The sequence below is a fragment of the Streptomyces sp. NPDC005438 genome (assembly GCF_040606315.1).
In the GTDB taxonomy this organism is placed as follows: Bacteria; Actinomycetota; Actinomycetes; order Streptomycetales; family Streptomycetaceae; genus Streptomyces.
In genome coordinates, this window is record NZ_JBEXEP010000012.1 from 1 (window position 1) to 25,045 (window position 25,045).

Genomic DNA, 25,045 nt, shown 5'->3' on the forward strand with positions numbered 1-25,045 from the left:
CACCCCAGACAACCCACCCACACCCGACAACAACCGACCCGCCTGACCCTCCAAACCCCCACCAGACCGCGACGACACCACCCACGGCACCACAGGCCAAGAACCAGAAGACCCAGAACCAGCAGAACCAGAAACCAAAGACCCGGAAACCGAACCCGAAGACTCCACAGCCCCAGAAGCAGACCCCTCCGAGGACTCCACCACCTCGCCCTCGACCACCACCGCGGGCTCGGGCGCCTCCTCCAACACCACATGCGCGTTCGTGCCGCTCGCCCCGAAGGAGGAGACGGCGGCGCGGCGCGTCCGGTCGCCGGCGGGCCAGTCACGCGACTCCGCCAGCAACTTCACCGCGCCGGCTGACCAGTCCACATGGGTGGAGGGGGTGTCCACATGGAGGGTCCGGGGCAGCAGCCCGTGCCGCATCGCCAGGACCATCTTGATGATGCCGGCCATACCCGAAGCGGCCTGGGTGTGGCCGATGTTGGACTTCACGGTTCCCAGCCACAGCGGGTCGCCGTCGGCTCGGGCCTGGCCGTAGGTGGCCAGCAGGGCCTGGGCCTCGATGGGGTCACCCAGGGGGGTACCCGTACCGTGTGCCTCGACCGCGTCGACCTCGGAGGCGGTGACCCCGGCGTTGGTCAACGCCTGGCGGATGACCCGCTGTTGGGCCGGCCCGTTGGGGGCGGTGAGCCCGTTGGAGGCACCGTCCTGGTTGACGGCGGAACCCCGGACCACGGCCAGCACCTGGTGACCGTTGCGCTGGGCGTCCGACAACCGCTCCAACAGCAGCACGCCGACACCCTCACCCCACCCCGTACCGTCCGCGTCCTCGGAGAACGCCTTGCAGCGGCCGTCGACGGCCAGGCCGCCCTGACGGCTGAACTCGGTGAAGTTGCGGGGGGAACCCATCACGGTGACACCGGCCGCGAGGGCGAGGGAGCACTCCTCGGACCGCAGGGCCTGGATCGCCTGGTGCAGCGCCACCAGGGAGGAGGAGCACATGGTGTCCACGGTCACCGCCGGGCCCTCCAGGCCCAGGGTGTAGGCGATGCGGCCGGACAGTACGGCGCCGGAGCCACCGGTGAGCAGGTGTCCCTCGACCCCCTCGGGGGCGGTGCGTACCGAGGAGCCGTAGTCCTGGTCGCTGGCGCCCACGAAGACGCCGGCGCGTTCGCCGTGCAGGGTCTCCACGTCGATGCCGGCCCGTTCGAAGACCTCCCAGGAGGTCTCCAGCAACAGCCGCTGCTGGGGGTCCATCGCCAGCGCCTCACGCGGGGATATGCCGAAGAAGTCCGCGTCGAACTGGGCGGCGTCGGTGAGGAAGGCGCCGTACCGGGTGTAGCTGGTGCCGGGGTGGTCGGCGTCGGGGTGGTACAGCCGCTCCAGGTCCCAGCCACGGTCGGTGGGGAACTCGCCCACCAGGTCCTCACCGGCGGCTATGCGCTCCCAGTACTCCTCCGGGGTGGCGACGCCCCCGGGGAAGCGGCAGCTCATGGCGACGATCGCGATCGGCTCCTGCTGCCGGTCCTCCAGCTCACGCAGCTTCCTGCGGGTGCTCCGCAGATCCGTGGTGACCCGGTTGAGGTAGTCGCGTAGCCGCTGTTCGTTGGCGCCGGCGCTCATCAGATGCCCAACTCCCGGTCGATCAGGTCGAAGATCTCGTCGTTGCTGGCGGCGGTGAGGTCCTCGTCGGCCTCCTCCGTGGTGCCGCTCTCGCCGGTGGCTCCCTGCTCGGCGCGTCGGAGCAGGGTACGCAGCCGGTCGGCGACGTCCAGCTCCGCCCATGCCTCGGTGGGCAGCGCGGCGAGGGAGGCCTCCAGACGGTCCAGGTCAGCGGGCACGCTGCTGGCGCCGTCGGTCAGTTCCCGTCGCAGGTAGCGGGCGAGCACCGAGGGGTTGGGGTGGTCGAAGATGAGGGTCGCCGACAGCCGCATCCCGGTGGCGACGTTCATGCGGTTGCGGAACTCCAGCGCGGTCAGGGAGTCGAAGCCCAGTTCCCGGAAGGCCTTCCGAGGCTTGATCTCCTCGGGCCGTTCGGCCTTGAGTACGGCGGCGGCCTCCCGGCGGACCAGGTCCACCAGCGTCTGGTCCTGCTCCTCCTGGCTGAGCCCGGCGAGCCGCTTCGCCAGGTCGCCCTCGGGCCGCGCGTCGGTGGACTCGGGCTCCTCGTCGGCCGTGGCGTTCGCGGTCTGACCGGCGCGCAGCTCGGCGACCAGGGGCCGCTCCCTCGACATGGTGTAGAGGGACAGGAAGCGGCTGAGGTCGAAGGAGGAGACGGCCAGGCAGGTGTCGCCGTTGCCGACGGCGTCGGCCAGTGCCCGTACGGCCAGCTCGGGGCGCATCAGTCGGGTGCCCCGGCGGGTGAGGAGGTCGGCCACCTCGCCCTCGACCATGCCGCCCCCGCCCCAGGCGCCCCAGGCGACGGAGGTGGCGGGCAGTCCACGGGCCCGTCGGTTCTCGGCCAGGGCGTCCAGGTAGGCGTTGGCGGCGGCGTAGCCGCCCTTGCCGGTCTCGCCCCAGGTGCCGGCGCCGGAGGAGAACAGCACGAACGCGTCCAGTTCGTGGTCCCGGGTGAGTGCGTCCAGGTTCCGCGCGCCGTCGATCTTCACCCGCGCGGTGCGGGCGAGTTCCTCGACGGTCAGCTCGGCCACCGGAACCTCGTCCTGGGTGAGCCCGGCCGCGTGCACCACCGCGCGCAGCGGTCGGTCCTCGGGGAGGCCGTCCAGCAGGGCGGCCAGTTCCTCCCGGTCCGCCACGTCGCAGGCGGCGAGGGTGACCTCGGCCCCGAGGGCGGTGAGTTCCTCGTGCAGGGCGTCCGCCCCGGGCGCCTCGGGCCCCTGGCGGGAGACCAGCACCAGGTGTGACGCCCCCTTCGCCGCCGCCCAGCGGGCTACGTGGGCGCCGAGGGCGCCGGTGCCACCGGTGATCAGCACGGTGTCGCGGGGGCGCCAGGGGCTGGCGTCGCCGGCCGGGTCGGTCACCAGTCGGCGGGCGTACGTCCCGTCGGCCCGTACGGCCACCTCGTTCTCCCCGGTGACGGCGGCCAGCGCCTCGGCGAGCCGCTCGACGGCCGGTTCGTCCAGGGTGGCGGGCAGGTCGATCCGGCCGGACCAGCGCTGGGGCTCGTCCAGGCCGAGTACCGTGCCCAGCCCCCAGACCGGCGCCTGGAGGGGGTGGCCGACGGTGTCACCGTCGACGGCCCGCACCGCGCCCCGGGTGGCCATCCACAGCGGGGTGTCGGGGGCGGCCGAGGCCAACTCCCGTACCACCGCGACCGATTCGGCCAGTCCGACGGCAACGGGTTGGCCGTCCACCGGGCGCTCGTCCAGGGAGACCAGCGACAGGACGCCGGCTGGGGGGACGGACAGCCGGGAGAGGGCCTCGGGCAGTTCGGCCACGGTGTGCCGGTGCACGGTCGCCCCGTGGTGGGTGAGGCCCTTGACGACGGCCTCGACGGTGGCCGACAGCTCGGCGGCGTCCTCGGGGGCGACGACCAGCCAGTCGCCGGGCAGTTCGCTGGCGCCGGTCGGGTCCACCGGTATCCAGCGGGTGCGGTACCGCCATCCGTCGATGGTGGCCCGGTCGGTGCGGGCGGTGACCGCCTCCGGTGGCTCGATCCAGTGCCGGCGACGCTGGAAGGGGTAGGTCGGCAGGTCGACGGGGGCGCTGGTGGGCGGGAGGGCCGGCGTCCAGTCCACCGAGGCGCCCCGGGCCCAGGCCTGCCCGAGGGAGAGCAGGAAGCGGTCGAGTCCGCCGTCGTCCCTCCGCAGGGAACCGACCGCGTAGGCCTGCTCGCTGTCCTCGACGGCCTCCTCCAGGGCGGCGAGCAGTACCGGGTGGGGGCTGTTCTCCACGAACAGGCCGTAGCCGCCGTCGGCCAGGGTCCGTACGGCCTGGTCGAAGCGCACGGGTTGGCGCAGGTTGTCGCACCAGTACGCGGCGTCCAGGTCGGCGTCCTCGATCCACTCGCCGGTGACGGTGGACAGGAACGGCACCTGGGGCGCCATGGGCCGCAACGGAAGGAGTTCCCGGGCCAGTTGGTCGAGGATGGGCTCGACGTGGTGGGAGTGGGAGGCGTAGTCGACCGCGATGAGCTTGGCGCGGACGTCGCTGTCCTTGCGGGCCTCCACGAACTCCTCCACGGTCTTGCGGTCCCCGGCGACGACCGAGGAGCGGGGGCCGTTGGAGGCGGCCAGGGACAGGCGGTCCTGGTACTCGGGCAGCAGCCGTTCCACCTCGTCGGCCGGCAGGGCGACGGTGGCCATGCCGCCGTCGCCGGCCACGGCGGTGATCAGCCGGCTGCGCAGGCAGACCACCAGGGCGGCGTCGCGCAGGCTCAGCGCGCCGGCCACACACGCGGCGGCGATCTCCCCCTGCGAGTGACCCACCACCGCCCCGGGCTCCACCCCGAACGACCGCCACAACCGCGCCAACGACACCATCACCGCGAAGGAGGCGGGCTGGACCACGTCCACCCGCTCCAGGCTGGCGTCACCACCCTCGCCCCGCAGCACCTCCGACAGGGACCAGCCCACGAACTCGCCGAGCGCCGCCTCACACTCGGCCAACGCCTCCGCGAACACCGGCGAGGAACCGGCCAGTTCCACCGCCATCCCCTGCCACTGGGCACCCTGGCCGGGGAAGACGAACACCGGCCGACCCAGGGGCCCGGCCACGTCGGACGCCACCTGGGAGGCGGGCCTGCCTTCGGCCAGGGCGGTCAGCCCGGCGTGGAGGTCGCCGACGACGACGGCACGCTGCTCGAAGTGGGTACGGGTGGTCGCCAGCGCGTGGCCGATGTCGGCGAGACGTGCGGTGTCCCCGGTGAGCGGGATCAGCGCGCCGGCCCGTTCGCCGAGGGCCTGGGGGGTGCGGGCGGACAGCAGCCAGGGCACCACGGTCGGGGCCGGTCGGTCCTGGGTGGCGGGGGCGGTCTCCGGCTCCTGGGGTGCCTGTTCCAGGATGACGTGGGCGTTGGTGCCGCTGATGCCGAACGCGGAGACGGCCGCGCGCCGGGGTCGGTCGCCCTCGGGCCAGTCCTGTTCCTCGGCCAGCAGCCGTACGCGGCCCGACTCCCAGTCGACCTGGGTGGTCGGCCGTTCGACGTGGAGGGTGCGGGGCAGGGTGCGGTGGCTCAGGGCGAGGGCCATCTTGATGATCCCGGCGACCCCGGCGGCGGCCTGGGTGTGGCCGATGTTGGACTTCAACGAGCCCAGCCACAACGGCTGGTCGTCGGGACGGTCCTGGCCGTAGGTCGCCAGCAGGGCCTGGGCCTCGATCGGGTCACCCAGCGAGGTGCCCGTACCGTGCGCCTCGACCGCGTCGACCTCGGAGGCGGTGACCCCGGCGTTGGCCAGGGCCTGTTGGATGACGCGTTCCTGGGAGGGGCCGTTGGGGGCGGTGAGCCCGTTGGAGGCGCCGTCCTGGTTGACCGCCGAGCCCCGCACCACGGCCCACACCCGGTGGCCGTGGCGCTGGGCGTCCGACAGCCGCTCCAGGATCAGTACGCCCACGCCCTCGGCCATGCCGAAACCGTCCGCGTCCTCGGAGAAGGAACGGCAGCGGCCGTCCTCGGACAGGGCCCGCTGGCGGCTGAAGCTGACCATGGGGCCGGGGGTGGACATCACCGAGGCGCCGGCCACCAGGGCGACCTGGCACTCACCGGAGTGCAGGGAGCGGGCGGCCATGTGCAGGGCCACCAGGGAGGAGGAGCAGGCGGTGTCCACGGTGATGGCCGGTCCGGTCAGGCCGAAGGTGTACGCCAGGCGGCCGGAGGCGACGCTCGGGGCGCTGCCGGTGACGTGGTAGCCCTCCAACTCGCCGGGCATTCCGTGCGGTTGGCCGTAGTCGGGGGTGAGGGCGCCGGCGAACACCCCGGTCTCGGTGCCGCGCAGGTCGGCGGGCAGGATGCCGGCGTTCTCGAAGGCCTCCCAGGTGGCTTCCAGCAGCAGCCGCTGCTGGGGGTCCATGGCCAGGGCCTCTCGGGCGGAGACGCCGAAGAACTCGTGGTCGAAGTCGCCGGCCCGGGGCAGGAACCCGCCGGCCCGGGTGTAGGAGGTGCCGTGCCGTGCCGGGTCGGGGTCGTAGAGGGAGTCGAGGTCCCAGCCACGGTCCTGGGGCAGGCCGCCGACGCCCTCGCGTCCCTCGGTCAGCAGGCGCCACAGGTCCCGCGGGGTGGCGACGCCACCGGGCAGCCGGCAGGCCATGCCCACGATCGCCAGGGGTTCGTCGGGGTCGGCGGACCGGGCGACGGTCACCGCGCCCTCGCTGGCCGGGGCGCCGCCCAGCAGCTCGTACAGATGGTCGGCGAGCAGGGACGGGGTGGGGTGGTTGAAGACCAGGGTGGTGGCCAGCGTCAGGCCGGTGGCGTTCACCAACCGGTTGCGCAGTTCGACGGCGGTGAGCGAGTCGAAGCCCACGTCCCGGAAGGCCCGGTCGCTGTCGACGGCTCCGGCCCCGTCGTGGCCGAGCACCCGGGCGGCGTGTTCACGTACCAGGGTGAGGACGGCCTCCCGGCGTTCGCCGGCCGGCAGTTGGTCCAGCCGGGACCGGAACCCGGCGCTGGGCTCCTGGCTGTCCGGGTCGTCCTCGGAGGCGGGCGGGGCGTACAGCTCCGCCAGCAGGGGGCTGGGCCGGGAGCTGGTGAACACCGGGCCGAACAGGTCCCAGTCGACGTCGGCCACGGCCAGGGCGGTCTCGTCGTGGTCCAGGACCAGCCGCAGGGCCTCCATGGCCCGCTCGGGGTCCAGCACCGGCAGCCCGGTGGCGGCCAGCCCGGCGAAACGGCTCTCGTCGATCATGCCGCCGCCGCCCCAGGGGCCCCAGGCGATCGAGGTGGCGGTCCGTCCCTCGGCGCGGCGGCGTTGGGCGAGGGCGTCCAGGCAGGCGTTGGCGGCGCCGTAGGTGCCGTGGTCGGCCACCCCCCAGGTGCCGCTGATGGAGGAGAACAGGACGAAGGCGTCGAGCGGGGTGTCCGCGAGCAGTTCGTCGAGGTGGACGGCGCCGTCCACCTTGGCGCCGAGTACGGTGCCGGTCTCCTCGGCGTCCACCTCGTCCAGCCGGCCCAGGGCGACGGCCCCGGCCGCGTGGAAGACGGAGCTGAGGGGCTGCTCGGTACCGATGTCCGCGAGCAGCGTGGCGAGGGCGTCCCGGTCGGTGGTGTCACAGGCGACGGTGACCACCTCGGTGCCCTGCTCCGCCAACTCCTCGGCGAGGGCGGCGGATTCGGGGGTGCCGCCCCGGCGGCTGGCCAACAGCACCCGGGGGGCGCCCTGTTCGGCCAGCCAGCGGGCCAGGCGCGTCCCCAGGGAGCCGGTGCCCCCGGTGATCAGGGCGGTGCCCCGGGGGGTGAAGGTGTCCTGGGCGGGGCCCCGGCTGGCGCGTACCAGGCGCCGGGCCAGCACTCCCGAGGCCCGGACGGCTACCTGGTCCTCCACCTGCCCGGGCGTGTCACCGGCTCGGGCCAGCAGGGCGACCAGTCGCTCCCCACACCGGCTGTCCCAGCGGGTGGGCAGGTCGATCAGGCCGCCCCAGCGGTCGGGGTGCTCCAGGGCGGCGGCCCGTCCGGCGCCCCAGAGCGCGGCCTGGCTCAGGTCGGGCGGGGCGTCGGAGGGGCCGGTACGGACCGCGCCCTGGGTGGCGCACCACACCGGGGCCTGTAGTCCGCTGTCCTCGGCGGCGCGCAGCAGTCCGCCGAGGGCCTCGACCTGGGTGGCGGGCCCGACTCCCTCGGCGGGGGTGAGCAGGCACAGCACCCCGTCGACGGTTCCGGTGTCCGCCAGGGCCTCACGGAGCGCCCGGGGCGTCCGCTCGGGCAGGGGGCGGTGGAGTACGTCCACCCGGGCGTCGCGCAGGGCGGCCAGGACCTGCCGCTGGGGCTCGTCCTCGACGGTGTCGGTGAGTACCAGCCAACTGCCGCCGGGCACCTGGGCGTCCGGTTCGGGCAGGGGGCGCCAGGTGACGTCGTAACGCCAGGAGGCCGCGCCGTCGGCCGGCGTCGGTGCGGCGGCGTCCTCGGGGCGGGGGGCAGGCGGCGTCCACCAGTAGCGGCGCCGTTCGAAGGGGTAGGTGGGCAGGTCGACGGTACGAGGCTGGTGGCGGTCCAGGAGGGTGGACCAGCGGGGGCGCAGGCCGAGGCAGTGGGCCTCGCCCAGGGCGCGCAGGAACCGGTCGAGGCCGCCCTCGTCGCGGCGCAGCGAGCCGAGGGTGGCTCCGTCGCGGACGCCGGCGTCCTCCAGGGTCTGCTGGACGGCGATGCCCAGGGTGGGGTGGGGGCCGGTCTCCACGAAGACGCGGTGGCCGTCCTGGGCGAGGAGTCGGGTGACCTCCTCGAAGCGGACGGTGCCGCGCAGGTTGCGGTACCAGTAGTCGCCGGTGAGTTCGGTGCCGTCCAGCACGCCTGCGGTGACGGTGGAGTAGAAGGGGACGTCGGCGCGCCGGGGGGTGACCGGGGCGAGCAGTTCGGCGAGTTCGTCGCGCAGTGACTCGACGTGGGCGGAGTGGGAGGCGTAGTCCACGGGGATGCCCCGGGCGTGGATGGCGCGCTGCTCGCACTGGGCGAGCAGTTCGGCCACGGCCTCGGTCTGGCCGGAGACCACCACGGTGCTCGGGCCGTTGTGGGTCGCCAGCGAGATGCGGTCGCCCCAGGGCCGGATCAGTTCGGCCACCTCGGCCGCCGGCAGGGAGACCGAGGCCATGGTGCCCTGCCCGGCCAGGCCCAGCAGGGTGCGGCTGCGCAGGCAGACCACCCGGGCGGCGTCGCGCAGGCTCAGCGCGCCGGCAACACACGCGGCGGCGATCTCGCCCTGCGAGTGACCCACCACCGCCCCGGGCTCCACCCCGAACGACCGCCACGACCGCGCCAACGACACCATCACCGCGAACAGGGCGGGCTGGACCACGTCCACCCGCTCCAGGTTGGCGTCACCACCCTCGCCCCGCAGCACCTCCGACAGGGACCAGTCCACGAACTCGCCGAGCGCCGCCTCACACTCGGCCAACGCCTCCGCGAACACCGGCGAGGAACCGGCCAGTTCCACCGCCATCCCCTGCCACTGGCCGCCCTGGCCGGGGAAGACGAACACCGGGCGGCCCAGGGGGTCGTCCCCGGCCGGGGTGCCGGTCAGCAGGGAGGCGTGTTCGCCGTCCTCGGCGAGCGCCGCCAGCGCCGGGTCCAGCTCGGCGGTGCCGTCAGCGATGATCACCGCCCGGTGGGGCAGGTGGGCGCGGTGGTGGGCCAGGGTGTGGGAGACGTCGGCCAGTCGTGGGGCGCCCTCGCGGCGTAGGGCGGCGCGGAGCCGTCGGGCCTGCTCGCCGAGGGCCCGTGGGCTGCGGGCGGAGAGGGCGAACGGCAGGGGGCCGGACTCCTGCTCGACGGGGGTGGGCTCGGCCTGGTCCGGTTGGGGCGCCTCGCTGAGGATGACGTGGGCGTTGGTGCCGCTGACGCCGAAGGCGGACACGCCGGCCCGGCGGGGCTCGTCCCCGGTGGGCCAGGGCACCGGCTCGGTGAGGAGCCGTACGGTCTGGTCCGACCAGTCCACGTGCTGGCTGGGGGTGCGCACGTGCAGGGTGCGGGGCAGCGTCTGGTGTTGGAGGGCCAGCACGGTCTTGATGACGCCGGCCATACCGGCGGCGGCCTGGGCGTGGCCGATGTTGGACTTCAACGAGCCCAGCCACAGGGGTTGTTGGGCGCTGTGGGCGCTGCCGTAGACCTCGATCAGGGAGGAGGCCTCGATGGGGTCGCCGAGGGTGGTGCCGGTGCCGTGTGCCTCCACCGCGTGGACCTGCTCGGGGCGTACCCCGGCGTCGGCCAGCGCCTGGCGGATCACGGCCTGCTGGGAGGGGCCGTTGGGGGCGGTCAGCCCGTTGCTGGCGCCGTCGGAGTTGACGGCCGTCCCGGAGAGGACGGCCAGTACGGGGTGGCCGTTGCGGCGGGCGTCGGACAGCCGCTCCAGTACGAGGCTGCCCACGCCCTCGGACCAGCCGGTGCCGTCCGCGTCGTCGGCGAAGGCCTTGCAGCGGCCGTCGGGGGCCAGGCCGCGCTGTCGGCTGAACTCCACGAAGATGCCGGGGCGGGCCATCACGGTCGCGGCTCCGGCCAGGGCGAGGGTGCACTCGCCGGACCGCAGGGCGCGTACCGCCAGGTGCAGGGCGACCAGGGAGGCGGAGCAGGCGGTGTCGACGGTCAGGGAGGGGCCCTGGAGTCCGAGGACGTAGCTGATGCGGCCGGACAGGGCGCTGTTGGTGGTGCCGGTCAGGGCGAAGCCCTCGACACCGTCGCTGGCCTCGTGCAGCCGGGGGCCGTACTCCTGGGCCATGGCGCCGACGAACACCCCGGTGGGGGTGTCGGTCAGGGTCGAGGGGTCGATGCCGGCCCGCTCCAGCGCCTCCCATGAGGTTTCCAGCAGCAGCCGCTGCTGGGGGTCCATCGCCAACGCCTCGCGGGGCGAGATACCGAAGAACTCGGCGTCGAAGTCGCCGGCGTCGTAGAGGAACCCGCCCTGGTCGACGCTGGAGCCTCCGGGTTGTTCGGAGTCGGCGAAGAGGCGGCCCAGGTCCCAGCCACGGTCGGTGGGGAAGGCGGAGATGGCGTCGGTGCCGTCCAGTACCAGGCGCCACAGGTCCTCCGGCCCCCGTACTCCCCCGGGCAGCCGGCAGCCCATGCCGACGATGGCGACGGGTTCGGCCGTGTCGCGGTCGGTGGCCTGGGCCGGGGTGCGGTCGGGTGCGGGGGTGGGCTCGGGGGCGGGGGGCGCCTGGAGGGTGGTGGGCAGGCGGGAGGACAGCCAGCGGGCGAGCCGGTCCGGGGTGGGGTGGTCGAACAGTACGGTGCTGGGCAGGCTGAGGTTCAGCACCTCGCACAGCCTGCCGCGCAGTTGCAGCGAGGACTGGGAATCGAAGCCGGCGTCCTTGAAGGTGGTGGCCGGGGCGACCGCCTCGGGTTCGCCGTGGCCCAGTACGGCGGCGGCGTGGGCGCGCACCACATCCCGCAGCAGGCGCGGGCGTTCGTCGTGGTCGGCCTCGGCCAGTCGGACCAGCGCGGTGTGGGCCGTGGTCTCGTCGGTGTCGGCGGCAACGGTGTCGAACCAGTGCCGGCGGTGCTGGAAGGGGTAGGTGGGCAGGTCGACGGTGCGCGGTCGCGCGTCGGCGAAGGCCTGTTCCCAGTCGACGTCGGCTCCTCGCACCCACAGTTCGGACAGCCCGGCGGTCAACCGGTCCATGCCGCCTTCGTCACGGCGCAGGGACCCCACGCTGACGTCGGGTTCGTTGCCGGACTCCTCGCAGGTGGCCTGCACCGCCGCCACCAGCACGGGGTGGGAGGAGCACTCCACGAACACGCCGTAGTCCTCGTCGGCGAGGTGGCGTACGGCGTCGGCGAACCGCACCCGCTGCCGGAGGTTGGTGAACCAGTAGGCGCCCCCCAGGGCCAGCGGGTCGGCCCAGTCGCCGGTGACCGAGGACATCATGGGCACCTGGCCCACCCGGGGGGTGATCCCGGCCAGTTCCTCAGCCAGCCGGTCCCGGAGGACGTCGACGGCCGGGGAGTGGGAGGCGTAGTCCACCGCGATCCGACGGCACCGCACCTCGCGCCGCTCGCACTCGGCCAACGCCGCCTCGACAGCGTCCGGGGCACCCGAAACCACCACCTGCGAGGGGCTGTTCACCACACCCACCGCCGCGCGGTCCGCCCACGGCTCCAGCAACGCCTCGGCCTCGTCGGCCGGCAGGTCCACCGACGCCATCGCCCCCGGGTCGGCCAGTTCCGCGATCGCCCTGCTACGCAGGCACACCACCCGTGCGCCGTCCTCCAACGACAGCGTCCCCGCCACACAGGCGGCGGCGATCTCGCCCTGGGAGTGGCCGACCACCGCGTCCGGTTCCACCCCGTACGACCGCCACAGCCGCGCCAGCGACACCATCACCGCGAAGGAGGCGGGCTGCACCACGTCCACCCGCTCCAGCGAGGCGGCCTCACCCTCGCCCCGCAGCACCTCCGTCAGCGACCAGTCCACCAGCCCCTCGAACGCCCGCTCACACTCCGCCACCCCTTCCGCGAACACGGCGGAGGCGGCCAGCAACTCCCGCCCCATGCCCACCCACTGGGCCCCCTGTCCGGGGAAGACGAAGGCCGTGAGGCCCACCGGTCCGGCCGCGCCGGAGACCACCCCGGCGGCGGGGTCGCCGTCGGCGAGGGCGGCCAGCCCCGGGCCGTGGTCTCCGGTGACCACCGCGCGCCGCTCGAAGGGGGTACGGGTGGTGGCCAGGGACCAGCCGACGTCCACCGGGTCGGCGTCGTGGACGACTTCGGCCAGTGCGGCGGCCTGCTGCTGGAGCGCGGTGTCGGTACGTCCCGACAGCACCCAGGGCAGTACGACGGGGGGCGTGCTCCGCTCCGGGGGCGGGAGGGGCAGCGGGGTCTCGGGGGTGGGGGCCTCCTCGACGACCAGGTGGCAGTTGGTGCCGCCCATGCCGAAGGCGCTGACCCCGGCGACCCGGGGCCGGTCGGTGTGGGGCCACTCCACGGCCTGCCCCACGACCCGCAGGTGGCGTTCCTCCAGCCGGAGTTCGGGGGCGCCGCTCTCGTAGTTGAGGCTGGCGGGTATCCGTTCGTGGCGCAGCGCCAGCAGCACCTTGACCAGTCCGGTGACCCCGGCCGCGCTCTCCAGGTGGCCGAGGTTGGTCTTGACCGACCCCACCAGCAGGGGCTGGTCGGCGTCCCGGGCGGAGCCGAGGACCTCGCCCAGGGCGGTGGCCTCGACCGGGTCGCCCACCGGGGTGCCGGTGCCATGCAGTTCGACGTACCCCACGGCGGCGGGCGGTACGTCGGCGGAGGCGTACGCCTGGCGCAGCACCTCCGCCTGGGCGCTCTGGCTGGGGACGGTGAGCCCGTCGGTGCCGCCGTCGTTGTTGACCGCGCCGCCCCGGATGACGCCGTAGACCCGGTCGCCGGCGGCGACGGCGTCGGACAGCGGTCGCAGGATCAGTACGGCGCCGCCCTCACCACGGACGAAGCCGTTGGCGCGGGCGTCGAAGGTGTAGCAGTGGCCGTCCGGGGAGAGGCCGCCGAACTCCTCGGCCAGGGTGGCGGTCTCGGCCGCCAGGTGGAGGTTGACGCCGCCGGCCACGGCGAGCCGGCTCTCGCCCCGCTGCAGGCTCCGTACCGCGTTGTGCACGGCGACCAGGGAGGACGCCTGGCCGGCGTCGATGACCATGCTGGGGCCGCGCAGTCCGAGGAAGTGGGAGACGCGGTTGGCGATCAGGCCCCGGCTGACGCCGGTCATCGCGTGGTGGTTGACCTCCGCGCGACCGCTCTGGCCGGCGCGGCTCAGCAGCAGGGCGTAGTCGTCGCGCATGGCGCCGACGAACACCCCGGTGGCGCTGCCGCGCAGGGTGGCGGGAACGGTGCGGGCGTCCTCCAGGGCGGACCACACTAGTTCCAGCATCAGCCGCTGCTGGGGGTCCAGTACGGCCGCCTCGCGGGGGGTGACGCCGAAGAAGTCGGCGTCGAACTCCTCCACCCGGTCCAGGAAGGCGCCCCAGCGGCCCCCGGCGGGCTCGCGCCCTTCGGGCACCTCGGTGATGGCGCTGACCTCGTCACACAGCAGCTTCCAGAAGGCCGAGGGGTCGGGGGCCTTGGGGAGTCTGCAGGACAGTCCCACGATGGCGACCGGCTCGTTGCGGTGGCCGTTGCCCGAGTCAGGGACCTGAGCCATGTCCATGGGTCGTAGTGCTCCCGCCTACTCCGCGATCTTGATGTGTCCGCGCCACTTGGCATGGGGGGCGGCGTCGGCGACGGCGGACACGCACACCGAGCCCGTGACCTGTCAGCCGGTGACCGCGCGCAGGCAGGCCACCAGGCTGCGGGCCTGTACGTTCAGGTAGTGCCGGTGCTGTAGCAGCCAGGCGAGCTGGGGGACGGTCACCCAACGGAAGCCGGGCGGCTCCTGGTCCGGGTACTCCGCGCCGACCTCGATGATCGTATAGCGACTGCGCGAGTGGTAGAAGCGCCCACCCTCCTCGGACATCTCCGCGTCGAACAGCACCCGGTCCTGGGCCAGTCGGCGTTCCACCTCCCGGAAGGGTTCACGTTCCTCCTCCGGGAAGCCGGCGTAGTTCTCCGGGGTGCCCTGCACCGTCGGTGCCAGCTCGATGGCGTCGATGTACCCGGGCTCGATCCGGGCCCGCAGCAGGGCGTGCAGCACCCCGTCGAACCGCTTGACCAGCAACGCGACCACCCCGAGTCCGTGGGGCTCGATCAGCGGCTGGGTCCAGCCGGACACCTCGCGGCTGTTGGCGACCACGTCCACCGCCCGGACGCTGAAGAAGGCCCCCGACTCGTGGGAGATGCGCTCCTCGTCGCGCCGCCAGCCGGCGAGCCCGTCCAGTCCGACCACCGAGGTCTCCACGTCGGGCATCGCCTGGTGGGTGGTGATCCAGTTCAGCAGCTCGGTGCTGGTGTGCACCCCGCTGCCCAGCTCGGGGCCGGGCAGACAGGACAGCACGGTGCGGGCGTCCATGTTGACCCGGTGGCTGATCGCCAGTTGCCGCTGCACCTGACCGAGGGTCAGCCAGCAGAAGTCCTCGCCGGCCTCCACCTCGGGGCCGACCTCGATCACCATGTTGCGGTTGCGCTTGCGGTAGAACCAGGCGCCGTGCTCGGACTGGAGGACGTCGGCGATCACCCCGCCGGGGCGTACGTCGACGAAGTGCTCCAGGTAGGGCACGTGGCGGCCCTGGTGCACCCCGGTGTAGTTGCTCTTGGTGGCCTGGACGGTGGGTGACAGCTGCACCCCGTTGGGGTTGCCGGGCTCGGTCTTGGCCTGCATCAGCAGGTGCAGCACCCCGTCGATCTCCCGTACCGCGATGCCCAGCAGGCCGATCTCCTGTTGCAGGATGATCGGCTGCGACCACTCCCGTACCGGTCCCCGGTCCACCCGTACGTCCAGTCCCGCCACGGAGAAGAACCGTCCGCTGTCGTGGACCAGGTTGCCGGTGCCCTCGGCGAACGACCAGTTGCGCATCTCACCGAACGGTATCGGCGTGACCTGCTGGGACTGGCTCGCGCACCGGTCGTCGAACCACTTGTCGAACTCGGCCTGACTGGTGGCGACGCCTTCGGTGGCACGTGCCGACTCCGCGAGGCGCTCGGTCAACCGGGAGTCTTCGTGACGGAGAACCCCGGGTCCGGTCGTTGGCGACATAGGAGTCTCTCTCCGGTTCGTGAGTCGTGGTGCGCTCCGTTTCCGGCCGTGCGACCGGATCTCTGCCCGTGGCGTCGTGTACAGAGGAACACGGCCCCAGGAAGGGGACATAGAAGGCAGGTTCCTCTCTAGGTGTTCACTCAGATCCCCGCCGACCTCACGCCCCGTGGCACGTCAGAGCCGACATGCTGGTCCGTGGCCGCTACCAGAGAGGCAAGGATGAACGACACCGACACGTGGATTCGGCGCTTCTTCCCGAGCGACGAGGCAGCCATCCAGCTGATCTGTCTGCCCCACGCGGGCGGCTCGGCCCCCTTCTACCGGCCGGTGGCGCAGGCCCTGAGTCCCCACGTCGAGGTGCTCGCGGTCCAGTACCCCGGGAGGCAGGAACGCCACCGCGAGCCGATGGTCGACAACATCCCCGAACTGGCCGACCAGGTGGCGCGGGTGGTCCGGGAGTCCGTCGACCGCCCCTTCGCGCTGTTCGGCCACAGCATGGGCGCCTCGCTGGCGTTCGAGGTCGCGGTACGTCTGGAGCGCACCGGCCACCAGCCGCTGCGACTGTTCGCCTCCGGCCGCCGGGCCCCCTCCCGCTACCGCCACGAGCGGGTCCACGAGCGGGACGACGACGGGCTGATCGCGGACGTGCGGAAACTGAGCGGAACCGACCAACGGATCTTCGGGGACGAGGAGTTGCTGCGGATGGTCCTCCCGGCGATCCGCAACGACTACCGCGCCGCGGAGACCTACGAGTGTCCGCCCGGCGTGCGGCTCAAGGCGTCCATCACCGCGATGTCCGGCGAGGACGACCCCAAGGCGAGCCCGGACGAGGTGGCCGCCTGGGAGGAGCACACCGAGGGGGAGTTCGACCTGCGGATGTACCCGGGGGGCCACTTCTACCTCACCGAGCACGCGGCGGACGTCCTCGCCGTGATCCGAGAGCGGCTCGGCGAACCCGCGGCGTCGCGGTAACCGGCGGGGGGCCGCGATGAAGCATGTGGCGATCTTCGTCTTTCCCGGCTTCGGGCACGTCAACCCGACGCTGGAGATGACCCGTTGCCTGGTCGCCATGGGCCACCGGGTCACCTACGTCCTGGACGAGCCGTTCGCCGACTCGGTGACCGACGCCGGGGCCCGGGCGGTGACGTACCCCTCGCGGCGGGGCCGGCTCGGCAGCGGGGCGGTCACCGGCGAGGACATCGGCGCCATGGGGCTGGACCACCTCCGCGAGTCGATGGAGGTGATCCTCCCGCGCACCCTGGAGGCGCTCGCCGACGACGTGCCCGACCTGCTGCTGTACGACCTGGAGAGCTTCTTCACCGCGCGTACGGCGGCACTGCGCTGGGACCGGCCGACCGCCCAGCTCTACCCGTACATCGCCAGCAACGAGAAGTACTCGCTGGCGCTGGAGGTCTTCGACGGCGCCACCGACCACGTGCAGCAGTGCATCGACCTGGTGGCCGGCCACCTCGCCGAGGAGGGCCTCGACCCCGACGCGGTGTGGACCTACCTGCGCAACTACGACGACCGCAACCTCGTGCTGCTCCCCCGGGCGTTCCAGCCGGCCGGGGAGTCCTTCGACGAGCGGTTCGAGTTCGTCGGCCACAGCCTCCCGGCCGAGCTGCCGGGCACCGGCTCCTGGCAGCGGCCGGCCACGGCCCGGCGCTGCGCGCTGGTCACCCTGGGCACCGAGGTCAACGACCACCGCGACTTCTTCCGGGCCGCCGAAGAGGCGTTCGCCGAGGGTGGGTGGCACGCGGTGGTGGCCGTCGGCCGGGGTGGACTGCCGGCCGACCCTCCGCGGGGCAGCCACCTGGAGATGCACGAGTGGGTGCCGTTCCACACCGTGCTGCCCCATGTGGACGCGGTCAGCTGCCACGGTGGGATCAGCACCATGCTCCAGGCCCTGTACCACGGCAAGCCGATGGTGATCATCGCCTTCACCCCGGAGGAGAAGGTCAACGGGCGACGGGTCGAGGAGTTGGGCATCGGCCGTACCCTCCCCGGCGACACCCTCACCCCCGCGCAACTCCGGGCCACCATGGAGGAGATCGCCAGCGACCCGGACATCCGCCGGCAGGTCGCCCTGCTGCGGACGCACCTGCTCGCCGAGGGCGGGCCGTCCCGGGCCGCCCTGGTGGTCGACCGCTGGCTGCGGGAGCCGCCCAGCGGTCCGCCGTCCTGGGCGCCCTGGCCCGTACGACCGACCACGGAGACCCCATGAGGAGCGGCCCTGAGCACCTCACACCGGCAGTGAACGGGGGAAATGGGGTGGACGCTCCATGAGCTACGCGATCGAGACCCAGCGACTGGTCAAACGGTTCGGCAAGGTCACCGCCCTCAACGGGCTGGACCTGCAGGCCGAGGAGGGCACGATCCTCGGGGTGCTGGGGCCCAACGGCGCCGGCAAGACCACGGCCGTACGCATCCTCGCCTCGCTGATGCGGCCGGACGGCGGCATCGCCCGGGTGTGCGGCCACGACGTGGCCCAACGCCCGCACGAGGTACGCAAGATCATCGGTCTGACCGGCCAGTACGCCTCGGTGGACCAGGAGTTGACCGGCCTACAGAACCTCACCATGGTCGGACGGCTGCTGGGCCTGTCCCGCGCGGGGGCGAAGAAGCGCGCGGACGACCTGCTGGAGCAGTTCCGGCTGTCGGACGCCGGCGCGCGGAAGGCCTCGACCTACTCCGGCGGTATGCGCCGCCGGCTGGACCTGGCGGTGAGCCTGGTCGGTGACCCTGCCGTGCTGTACCTGGACGAGCCCACCACCGGGCTCGACCCGGAGAGCCGGTTGGAGATGTGGGAGACCGTACGGGGACTGGTGGACGCCGGTTCCACGGTGCTGCTGACCACCCAGTACATGGAGGAGGTCGACCAGCTCGCCGACGACATCGTGGTGATCGACGAGGGGGTGACCATCGCCCGGGGCACCTCGGAGGAGCTGAAGGCGAAGATCGACCGCCAGTCGTTGGAGATCGTCCCCGCCGACGAGAACATGCTGGAGAAGACCTCGCAGATCGTGGCCGACCTCAGCGGCTCCCGCCCGGTGCCCGAGGGCAAGCGGCTGCTGGTGCGGGTCAACGACACCGCCCTGCCCGGCATGGTGCTGCGTCGCCTGGACGAGGCGGACATCGAGGTGAGCGAACTGGCCCTGCGCCAGCCCAGTCTGGACGAGGTCTTCCTGTCCCTGACCGGCCGGCGCCGCAAGTCCCAGGAGGCCCAACAGGCCGAGGACGGACAGGCCGACGGCCCCGAGGGTGAGGCGAAGGCCGGCGAGGGCGCCGAACCCGGGGAACCGGTCATCGAGGACGCCGTACCCCCGGGCTTCGCTCCCAGGAAGGGCGCCGCGCGGGCCGACGCGCAGACACCGGATCGGGGGAGCGAATGACCACCGTCGACTACGCCGCCGCGCCCAAGAAGCGGAAGCGCGGTCCCCGGGGCCGCCACCGGTACGCGCCACACAAGCACCGCCTGGGCCCGGTGACCGTCGCCAAGCACTGCCTGACCCTGTGCGGACGCAACCTGCTGCACCTGAAGTCCAACCCCGGCGAGATCATGGGCTTCGCGGTGGTGCAGCCGCTGATGATGATCGCGCTGCTGGTGTACGTCTTCGGCGGTGCCATCTCCGGCGACACCGGCACCTACCTGCAGTTCGCCCTGCCGGGTCTGATCGTGCAGTCCTCGGTGTTCGCGGTGCTCGCCACCGGGTCCGGCCTCAACCAGGACATCACCAACGGGGTGTTCGACCGACTGCGATCCCTGCCCATCGCCCGTATCGCCCCGTTGGTCGGCCACATGCTGGGCACCCTGGTGCGGGTGGCGACCGGCCTGGTGACCCTGCTGATCATCGGCGCCCTCCAGGGCTTCAAGGTCAAGACCGGCATCCCCCAGGCGGCGGGCGGACTGCTGCTGGCACTGGTCTTCGGCAGCGGCCTGGCCTGGCTGTCGATGCTGGTGGGCCTGGTGTCCCGCTCGGCGGCCACGGTCTACCTCTTCAGCGGGGTGCTGCTGTTCCCCCTGACCTTCGGTAGCAACGTCTACGTCCAGACCACCACCATGCCCGGCTGGCTCCAGGCCTGGGCCGACGTCAACCCCGTCTCGCACGCCACCACCGCCCTGCGGGCGCTGGTCTCCGGCGGACCGCTGGGCGACTCGGTGTGGCTGACGCTGGCCTGGACGGCGGGGATGACCCTGGTGTTCGCTCCGCTGGCGATCCGGGCCTACCGGCGTCAGGTCTGAGGTGGGGGTGTCACGGTGAAGGCTGGCATAGAGGACCTCGCGCTGCTGGGCGGCGCCCCGGCGTTCGTCCACGACCGCCGCGTCGGCCGGCCCAACCAGGGCGAACGGCGACGCTTCCTGGACCGGCTCAACCGTGCCCTGGACAGCGAGTGGCTGTCCAACATGGGCCCGTTGTCCCTGGAGTTCGAGGCCCGGGTGGCCGAGATGGCCGGCACCCGCCACTGCGTGTCGGTGTGCAACGCCACCGTGGGCCTCCAGCTCCTCATCGGCGACGAGGCGACCGCCGGCGAACCGGGGGACGAGGTGCTGATGCCGGCGCTGACCTTCCCGGCGACGGCCCACGCCGCCGCCTGGCGGGGGCTGCGCCCGGTCTTCTGCGACGTCGACCCGGTCACCGGGCTGATCGACGTGGCGGACATGGGCCGCCGCCTGTCTCCCCGCACCCGCGCCATCGTGGGGGTGCACCTGTGGGGCCAGGCCTGTGACGTACGGCGGCTGGAGAAGTACGCGCAGGACGCGGAGGTGCGGCTGTACTTCGACGCCGCCCCGGCCCTGGGCTGCACCCACCTCGACGAGCCGATCGGCGGATTCGGGGACGCCGAGGTCTTCAGCTTCCACGCCACCAAGGTGGTCAACAGCTTCGAGGGCGGCGCCATCGTCACCGACGACGACGCGCTGGCCCAACGCCTGCGCAGCGCCCGCAACTTCGGTTTCTACGACAACGGCAGCGTCGGCATGGTGGGCACCAACGGCAAGATGAGCGAGGCCTCGGCGGCCATGGGCCTCACCTCGCTGGAGTCCCTCGACGAGATCGTGGCCCACAACCGGGCCAACCACCACGCCTACCTGGCGGCGCTGGCCGAGATCCCCGGGGTGCACGTCCTCGACTACGACTGGCGGCACCGCAACAACCACCACTACCTGATGGTCACCGTCGAACCCGGAGAGGCCGGTCTGGACCGGGACCTGCTGCTGCGGGTACTGGGCGCGGAGAACATCCTCGCCAAGCCGTACTTCTTCGAGCCGCTGCACCTGATGAGCCCGTACCGGCACCCGCAGACCCCCTCCCTGCCGGCGGCCGAGTCGCTGTGCGGCAGACTGCTTGCCCTCCCCACCGGCCCCATGGTCTCGGCCGAGGACATCGCGGTGATCTGCCAGGTGATCCAGACCGCCGTCGCACGGGGCGGGGAGGTGACACGACGAGCCGGGTACGAGACCACGGACGACACACGGCAGTGATCCCGTAGGACCGAGCAGCCACACCACGCCGGCACACGGCGGAACGAGGAGAGACCACGATGGTGGCGAGCACGACCGACACCCCGGTCGGCCGGGTCAAGCCCTGCCGGCTGATCCCCCTGGAGCAGCACCACGACGAGCGCGGCAGTCTCTCGATCGTCGAGTCGGAGTGGACCGCCGGCTTCCCCATCCGGCGGGTGTACTACCTCCACGACCTCCGTGACGGCACCGCCCGGGGCGCGCACGCCCACCGCTCCCTGGAGCAGTTGTTCCTGCCCGCCCACGGCAGTTTCACGGTGTCGGTGGACGACGGTTTCCAGAAGCGCTCGTACCACCTGGACGATCCCGGCACCGGCCTGTACGTCGGCCCCATGGTCTGGCGTGACCTGACCGACTTCTCCGCTGACGGCGTCTGCCTGGTCCTCGCCTCGGAGCACTACGACGAGGCCGACTACTACCGGGAGTACACCGAGTTCCTCAACGACGCGCGGGGCCTGACATGAGGCCGGTGCCCTTCTTCGAGGTCCGCGAGCTGCACCAGGGCGTACAGCGGGAGATCGAGGAGGCCCTGCTGAGGGTCGCCCGCTCCGGCTGGTACGTCCTGGGGCCCGAACTCGCCGCCTTCGAGGAGGAGTTCGCCGAGTACTGCGAGAACACCCACTGCGTCGGCACCAGCAGCGGCTTCAACACCCTGGAGCTGGGGCTCCGAGCCCACGGCGTGGGCCCGGGCGACGAGGTGCTGGTCCCCTCGCACACCTTCATCGCCACCTGGCTCGCGGTGTCCGCCACCGGCGCCCGACCGGTGCCCGTGGAGCCGGCCGAGGGCGGTTTCCTGCTGGACGTCCACCAGTTGGAGCGGGCCCGCACCCCCCGCACCCGGGCGGTCATCCCGGTGCACCTGTACGGGCATCCGGTGGACCTGGACGAGGTGGGAGCGTTCGCCCGGGAACACGGGCTGGCCGTGGTGGAGGACGCCGCCCAGGCCCACGGCGCCCGCCACCGGGGCCGCCGGGTGGGCAGCGGCCACACCGTGGCCTTCAGCCTCTACCCGGGGAAGAACCTCGGCGCCCTGGGCGACGGGGGCGCCGTGGTCACCAACGACGGCGAACTGGCCGACCGGCTGCGGCTGTTGCGCAACTACGGCGCCCGGCAGGGCTACGACCACCGCATCATGGGCACCAACTCCCGCCTGGACGAGATGCAGGCCGCCGTACTCCGGGTGAAACTGCGCTATCTGGACAAGTGGAACGCCCGCCGTGCGGAGATCGCCCGACACTACACCAAGACCCTGGGCGACCTCCCCAGCGTCACCCTGCCCACGGTCGCGCCGGAGGCCGAGCACGTCTGGCACCAGTACGTGCTGCGGCTGCCTCAACGGGACGCCGTACAGGAGCACATGAAGGCCTCCGGGGTGGAGACCCGGGTGCACTACCCGGTACCGGTGCACCGCACCCCGGCCTACGCCGAGCAGGCCCTGGTCGGACCGGAGGGGCTACCCCGCTCCGAGCGGCTCGCGGACGAGGTGCTCAGCCTGCCGGTCGGACCTCAGCTGTCCGACCCGGCGGTCGACCGGGTGGTGGACGCCCTCCGCGCCGCCGTCGCCGCCCTGCACTAGGCCTACGACCAGGACGTGTCGTTCGGATCACCGCGAGGCTCGCTCGGGGTGTCACCGCGCGCCCCGCAGCTCGGCTCGTGGTCGCCGTGGACCGCCGCGCCGTATCGGACTTCTCCCCCACCTCGCGCTGTCCCACGGGGCACGACACCGGAACGCGCTCACTGACCTCCCGGGGGCCGGACGACACCCCCCGGGCTCCGTTCGACGGGTGGTCCTGCCCGGTTCCCCGAACCGGAGGGCACACGCGGCAGGTTGTGGAGTCCGGCACGGTGGTGACGGGAGGGTTCGTCGGGCCAGAGGGCGAAGCGCGGGGATCGCGTAGGCCGGTTGTCGCGGGGATCGAGGACCTGGTTTCACTGGGCGAGCGCGCGCCTTGCCGCCCCTACCGGAGCGGCGCGTTGACGTCGTTTCGGACACACCGATGACGGCCGCCGCCGCGTGGCCGGGAGCGGCATGACGGGCTCGCCTTCAGGACTCCTCAGGCCCAAGGCCACGGAGGAAGCTTCGTGCCAGCTCGTGGGTGTCGAGTCGCGCCGGGTCGCGCCCGCTCATGATCCAGAAGAAGGCCGGTCCGATCAGCCGGTCGATCGCTTGGTCGTCGGCCGGCCGGGCCGGGTCCACGCGGTTCAGGACGGCACTCGCGCTGGCGCCGAGAACGTCCTTGGTCGCGATCAACCGTTTCACCGCCGGATCGTGCTGCGCGGCGGCGATCAGAGCGCGGTAGCCGGCTCCTGCTGGCGAGTGGGCGAGGAAGCGCACCAGCGCGTCGAGGTAGGTCGTGATCTCGGCGAGGGGGGTGGGCGATGGCGCGACGGCGAGTTCCTCCTCGGCGTCGTCCACACACGCCTCGAAGAGGATCTCCGCCTTCGTCGACCACCAGCGGTAGACCGTCTGCCGCCCGACGCCCGCCCGCGTGGCGATGCCCTTCATGGTCAGGGCCGCGTAGCCGACCTCGACCAACAGATCGTCGACGGCGTGCAGGACGGCCTGGCGCGCCTGCTCGCTGCGGGGCCGACCGCCGCGGCCCTTCACCTGGATCATCGCGCCATCGTAGCGAGACGGGCTGACTGGCCCTTGGCCACCGAATAACTAGACACCGTGTACCGATACCACCTAGGGTTTCGATTCACGGTGAACCGAAACTGGTGAGGGAAAGTCGTGCGCGTCTTCGTCGCGGGAGCCATGGGCGCCCGCACGCGCGGGTTCCCCACTGGGGTCTGACCGTCCCGGCCTGGTCGAGGGCCTACGGCACCGCATCGTGACCACCATCCAGCCCCCTGCGAGGAGATCCTCCATGTCCGACTTCGAGCCCGCCGTCACCGCGTTCATGCTCCTCAAGACCAACCGTGCCTGGTTGGAGCTGTCCGTGCCGGAGCGCGTCACCGCCTTCCAGGAGAACGTTCTGCCCGCCATCAAGGACCAGGCCGAAAACGTACGTTGGCGCTACTTCGACACCGAGTTCTACACGGCCCGCGTCACCGACATCTGGGTCTGGGAGGCGCGCGATCACGAGTCCTTCCAGTTGACCGTCGAGGCGTTGCGCGAGACGCCGTTCTGGGACCACTACTTCGAGATCGTCGAAATCCTCGTGGGCGTCGAGAACGCCTACGCCAAGCACTACGACCCCGACATCCTGGCGACCGTCAACGCCTGAGCACGGCCCGGTGTTCGCCTGACGGTGCGGCACCGCGCCGCGCGACCGGGTACCGGACGTGTGCCCGCTGGCCACTGGCCAGGCCGGTCCCCACCCTCGGCGTGCCGGCCTCGCTCCCGCCGCGCCAGGGGCCCGCCTCCGGTCACGGCGACACCATCCCACCCAGGCACTGTCGCGGTCGACCACCCGCTGAGCACGACAACCCGCCCCGTTGAGGAGCCCCTCATGCCCGCTGTCCCGAACCCCGTCCTCGATCTTCTGACGGTACGCGGCACCGTCACCGAGGCCGAGCAGGTCACCGCCCGGATGCGTCGGCTGCGCATCGAGGGTGAACAACTGGCCGGTCTGGAGGTCCAGCCAGGGCAGCAGGTGCGCGTCCTGGTCGGCGGACTCACCCTGCGTACGTACTCGATCTGGCACTACGACCCGTCCGGCGGCGTCGAGTTGTGCGTACTGGACCACGCCGCGAACGGACCGGGCGCCCGATGGGGCCGCACCGTCGCACCGGGCGAACAGGTGCGACTACGGCGTCCCGAGGGCACGTTCACGCTACGCCCCGACGCCGTCCGCCACCTCTTCGTCGGCGACGAGACGGCCTCGGTCGCCTTCGGTGCGATGCTCGCGGCGCTGCCCCGGAAAGCCGTCGTATCCGGGTGTGTCGAGACGGCGACCGCTGCGGACCGGCTGCCCCTGGCGGGCGGCGACCGGCTCGAATGGGTACTCCGGGGTGAGACGTCCCTGCCGGACGCGGTACGGCGTCTCGCCCCCGAACCCGGTGGGATCGCGTATGTCGCCGGGGAGGCACGGGACGTACAAGCGGTGCGGCGGGTGCTCCGGGAAGCGGGGTGGGACCGGCGCGCGGTCCTGACCAAGCCGTTCTGGACGCCGGGCAAGAAGGGCATGGACTGACGGCCAGGGCGCACATCCGCCGCCCCCCCACCAGCGCCGCACCGGTGCTGAGGCATCGCGCGGACGCGTCAGCGAGCGGTAACAGCGCGACAGGTGCGCGTGCACCGAGGCGTGCCGCGAACCGAGGACGACGCCGGGTCCGCCGACCGGGGGCGCCAAGGCGGCCTCGCGAGGCAGGTCCCCGG

Annotated in this window: 13 protein-coding genes; 9 read left to right on the forward strand and 4 right to left on the reverse strand. The window is 72.6% G+C overall.

Annotation, left to right across the window (positions count from 1 at the left end):
- The 3 genes from ABZT14_RS22235 to ABZT14_RS22245 form a co-directional block, all read right to left on the reverse strand.
- The coding region (locus ABZT14_RS22235; RefSeq protein ID WP_356305482.1) for a beta-ketoacyl synthase N-terminal-like domain-containing protein at positions 1-1,623 on the reverse strand (1,623 nt) is incomplete at its 3' end.
- Entirely contained in the window at positions 1,623-13,712 is a 12,090-nt protein-coding gene (locus ABZT14_RS22240; RefSeq protein WP_356305484.1) for an SDR family NAD(P)-dependent oxidoreductase, read from the reverse strand. The genes ABZT14_RS22235 and ABZT14_RS22240, both read right to left, overlap by 1 nt.
- Before the next feature lie 111 nt (positions 13,713-13,823).
- Positions 13,824-15,152, reverse strand: a complete 1,329-nt coding sequence (locus ABZT14_RS22245) for an NDP-hexose 2,3-dehydratase family protein (RefSeq protein WP_356305486.1) — start codon at positions 15,150-15,152, stop codon at positions 13,824-13,826.
- Between the two features lie 267 nt (positions 15,153-15,419).
- Between ABZT14_RS22245 and ABZT14_RS22250 the strand changes: the two genes are divergently transcribed.
- From ABZT14_RS22250 to ABZT14_RS22280, 7 genes are read left to right on the forward strand one after another with little or no spacing between them, the layout of a single operon-like run.
- The gene (locus ABZT14_RS22250) at positions 15,420-16,172 is read left to right on the forward strand and encodes an alpha/beta fold hydrolase (protein WP_356305488.1); all 753 of its coding nucleotides are present in this window, start codon (positions 15,420-15,422) and stop codon (positions 16,170-16,172) included.
- 16 nt (positions 16,173-16,188) lie between these two features.
- Positions 16,189-17,424 carry a macrolide family glycosyltransferase gene (locus ABZT14_RS22255; RefSeq protein WP_356305490.1) on the forward strand — a complete coding sequence of 412 codons (1,236 nt, stop codon included), beginning with the start codon at positions 16,189-16,191 and terminating at the stop codon, positions 17,422-17,424.
- A gap of 58 nt (positions 17,425-17,482) precedes the next feature.
- Positions 17,483-18,592, forward strand: coding sequence for an ATP-binding cassette domain-containing protein (locus ABZT14_RS22260; RefSeq protein WP_356305492.1), 1,110 nt, complete (start codon positions 17,483-17,485; stop codon positions 18,590-18,592).
- Entirely contained in the window at positions 18,589-19,443 is an 855-nt protein-coding gene (locus tag ABZT14_RS22265; RefSeq protein WP_356305494.1) for an ABC transporter permease, read from the forward strand. Before ABZT14_RS22260 ends, ABZT14_RS22265 begins: the two co-directional genes overlap by 4 nt.
- 15 nt (positions 19,444-19,458) lie before the next feature.
- On the forward strand, positions 19,459-20,682 hold the full coding sequence (locus ABZT14_RS22270; protein ID WP_356305496.1) for a DegT/DnrJ/EryC1/StrS family aminotransferase: 1,224 nt from the start codon (positions 19,459-19,461) through the stop codon (positions 20,680-20,682).
- Positions 20,683-20,741: 59 nt separating this feature from the next.
- Entirely contained in the window at positions 20,742-21,185 is a 444-nt protein-coding gene (locus tag ABZT14_RS22275) for an FdtA/QdtA family cupin domain-containing protein (protein ID WP_356305498.1), read from the forward strand.
- On the forward strand, positions 21,182-22,297 hold the full coding sequence (locus ABZT14_RS22280; protein WP_356305500.1) for a DegT/DnrJ/EryC1/StrS family aminotransferase: 1,116 nt from the start codon (positions 21,182-21,184) through the stop codon (positions 22,295-22,297). The genes ABZT14_RS22275 and ABZT14_RS22280 overlap by 4 nt, the downstream gene beginning before the upstream one ends.
- Before the next feature lie 468 nt (positions 22,298-22,765).
- On the opposite strand, the gene ABZT14_RS22285 is transcribed toward ABZT14_RS22280, so the two are convergent.
- Positions 22,766-23,338 (reverse strand): TetR/AcrR family transcriptional regulator, encoded by a 573-nt coding sequence (locus ABZT14_RS22285; protein ID WP_356305502.1) that lies wholly within the window; start codon positions 23,336-23,338, stop codon positions 22,766-22,768.
- 253 nt (positions 23,339-23,591) lie between these two features.
- Between ABZT14_RS22285 and ABZT14_RS22290 the strand changes: the two genes are divergently transcribed.
- Complete coding sequence (locus tag ABZT14_RS22290; RefSeq protein WP_356305504.1) at positions 23,592-23,951, forward strand: darcynin family protein; 360 nt, start codon at positions 23,592-23,594, stop codon at positions 23,949-23,951.
- Positions 23,952-24,176: 225 nt separating this feature from the next.
- Entirely contained in the window at positions 24,177-24,860 is a 684-nt protein-coding gene (locus ABZT14_RS22295; RefSeq protein WP_356305506.1) for a siderophore-interacting protein, read from the forward strand.
- Positions 24,861-25,045 lie beyond the last annotated feature (185 nt).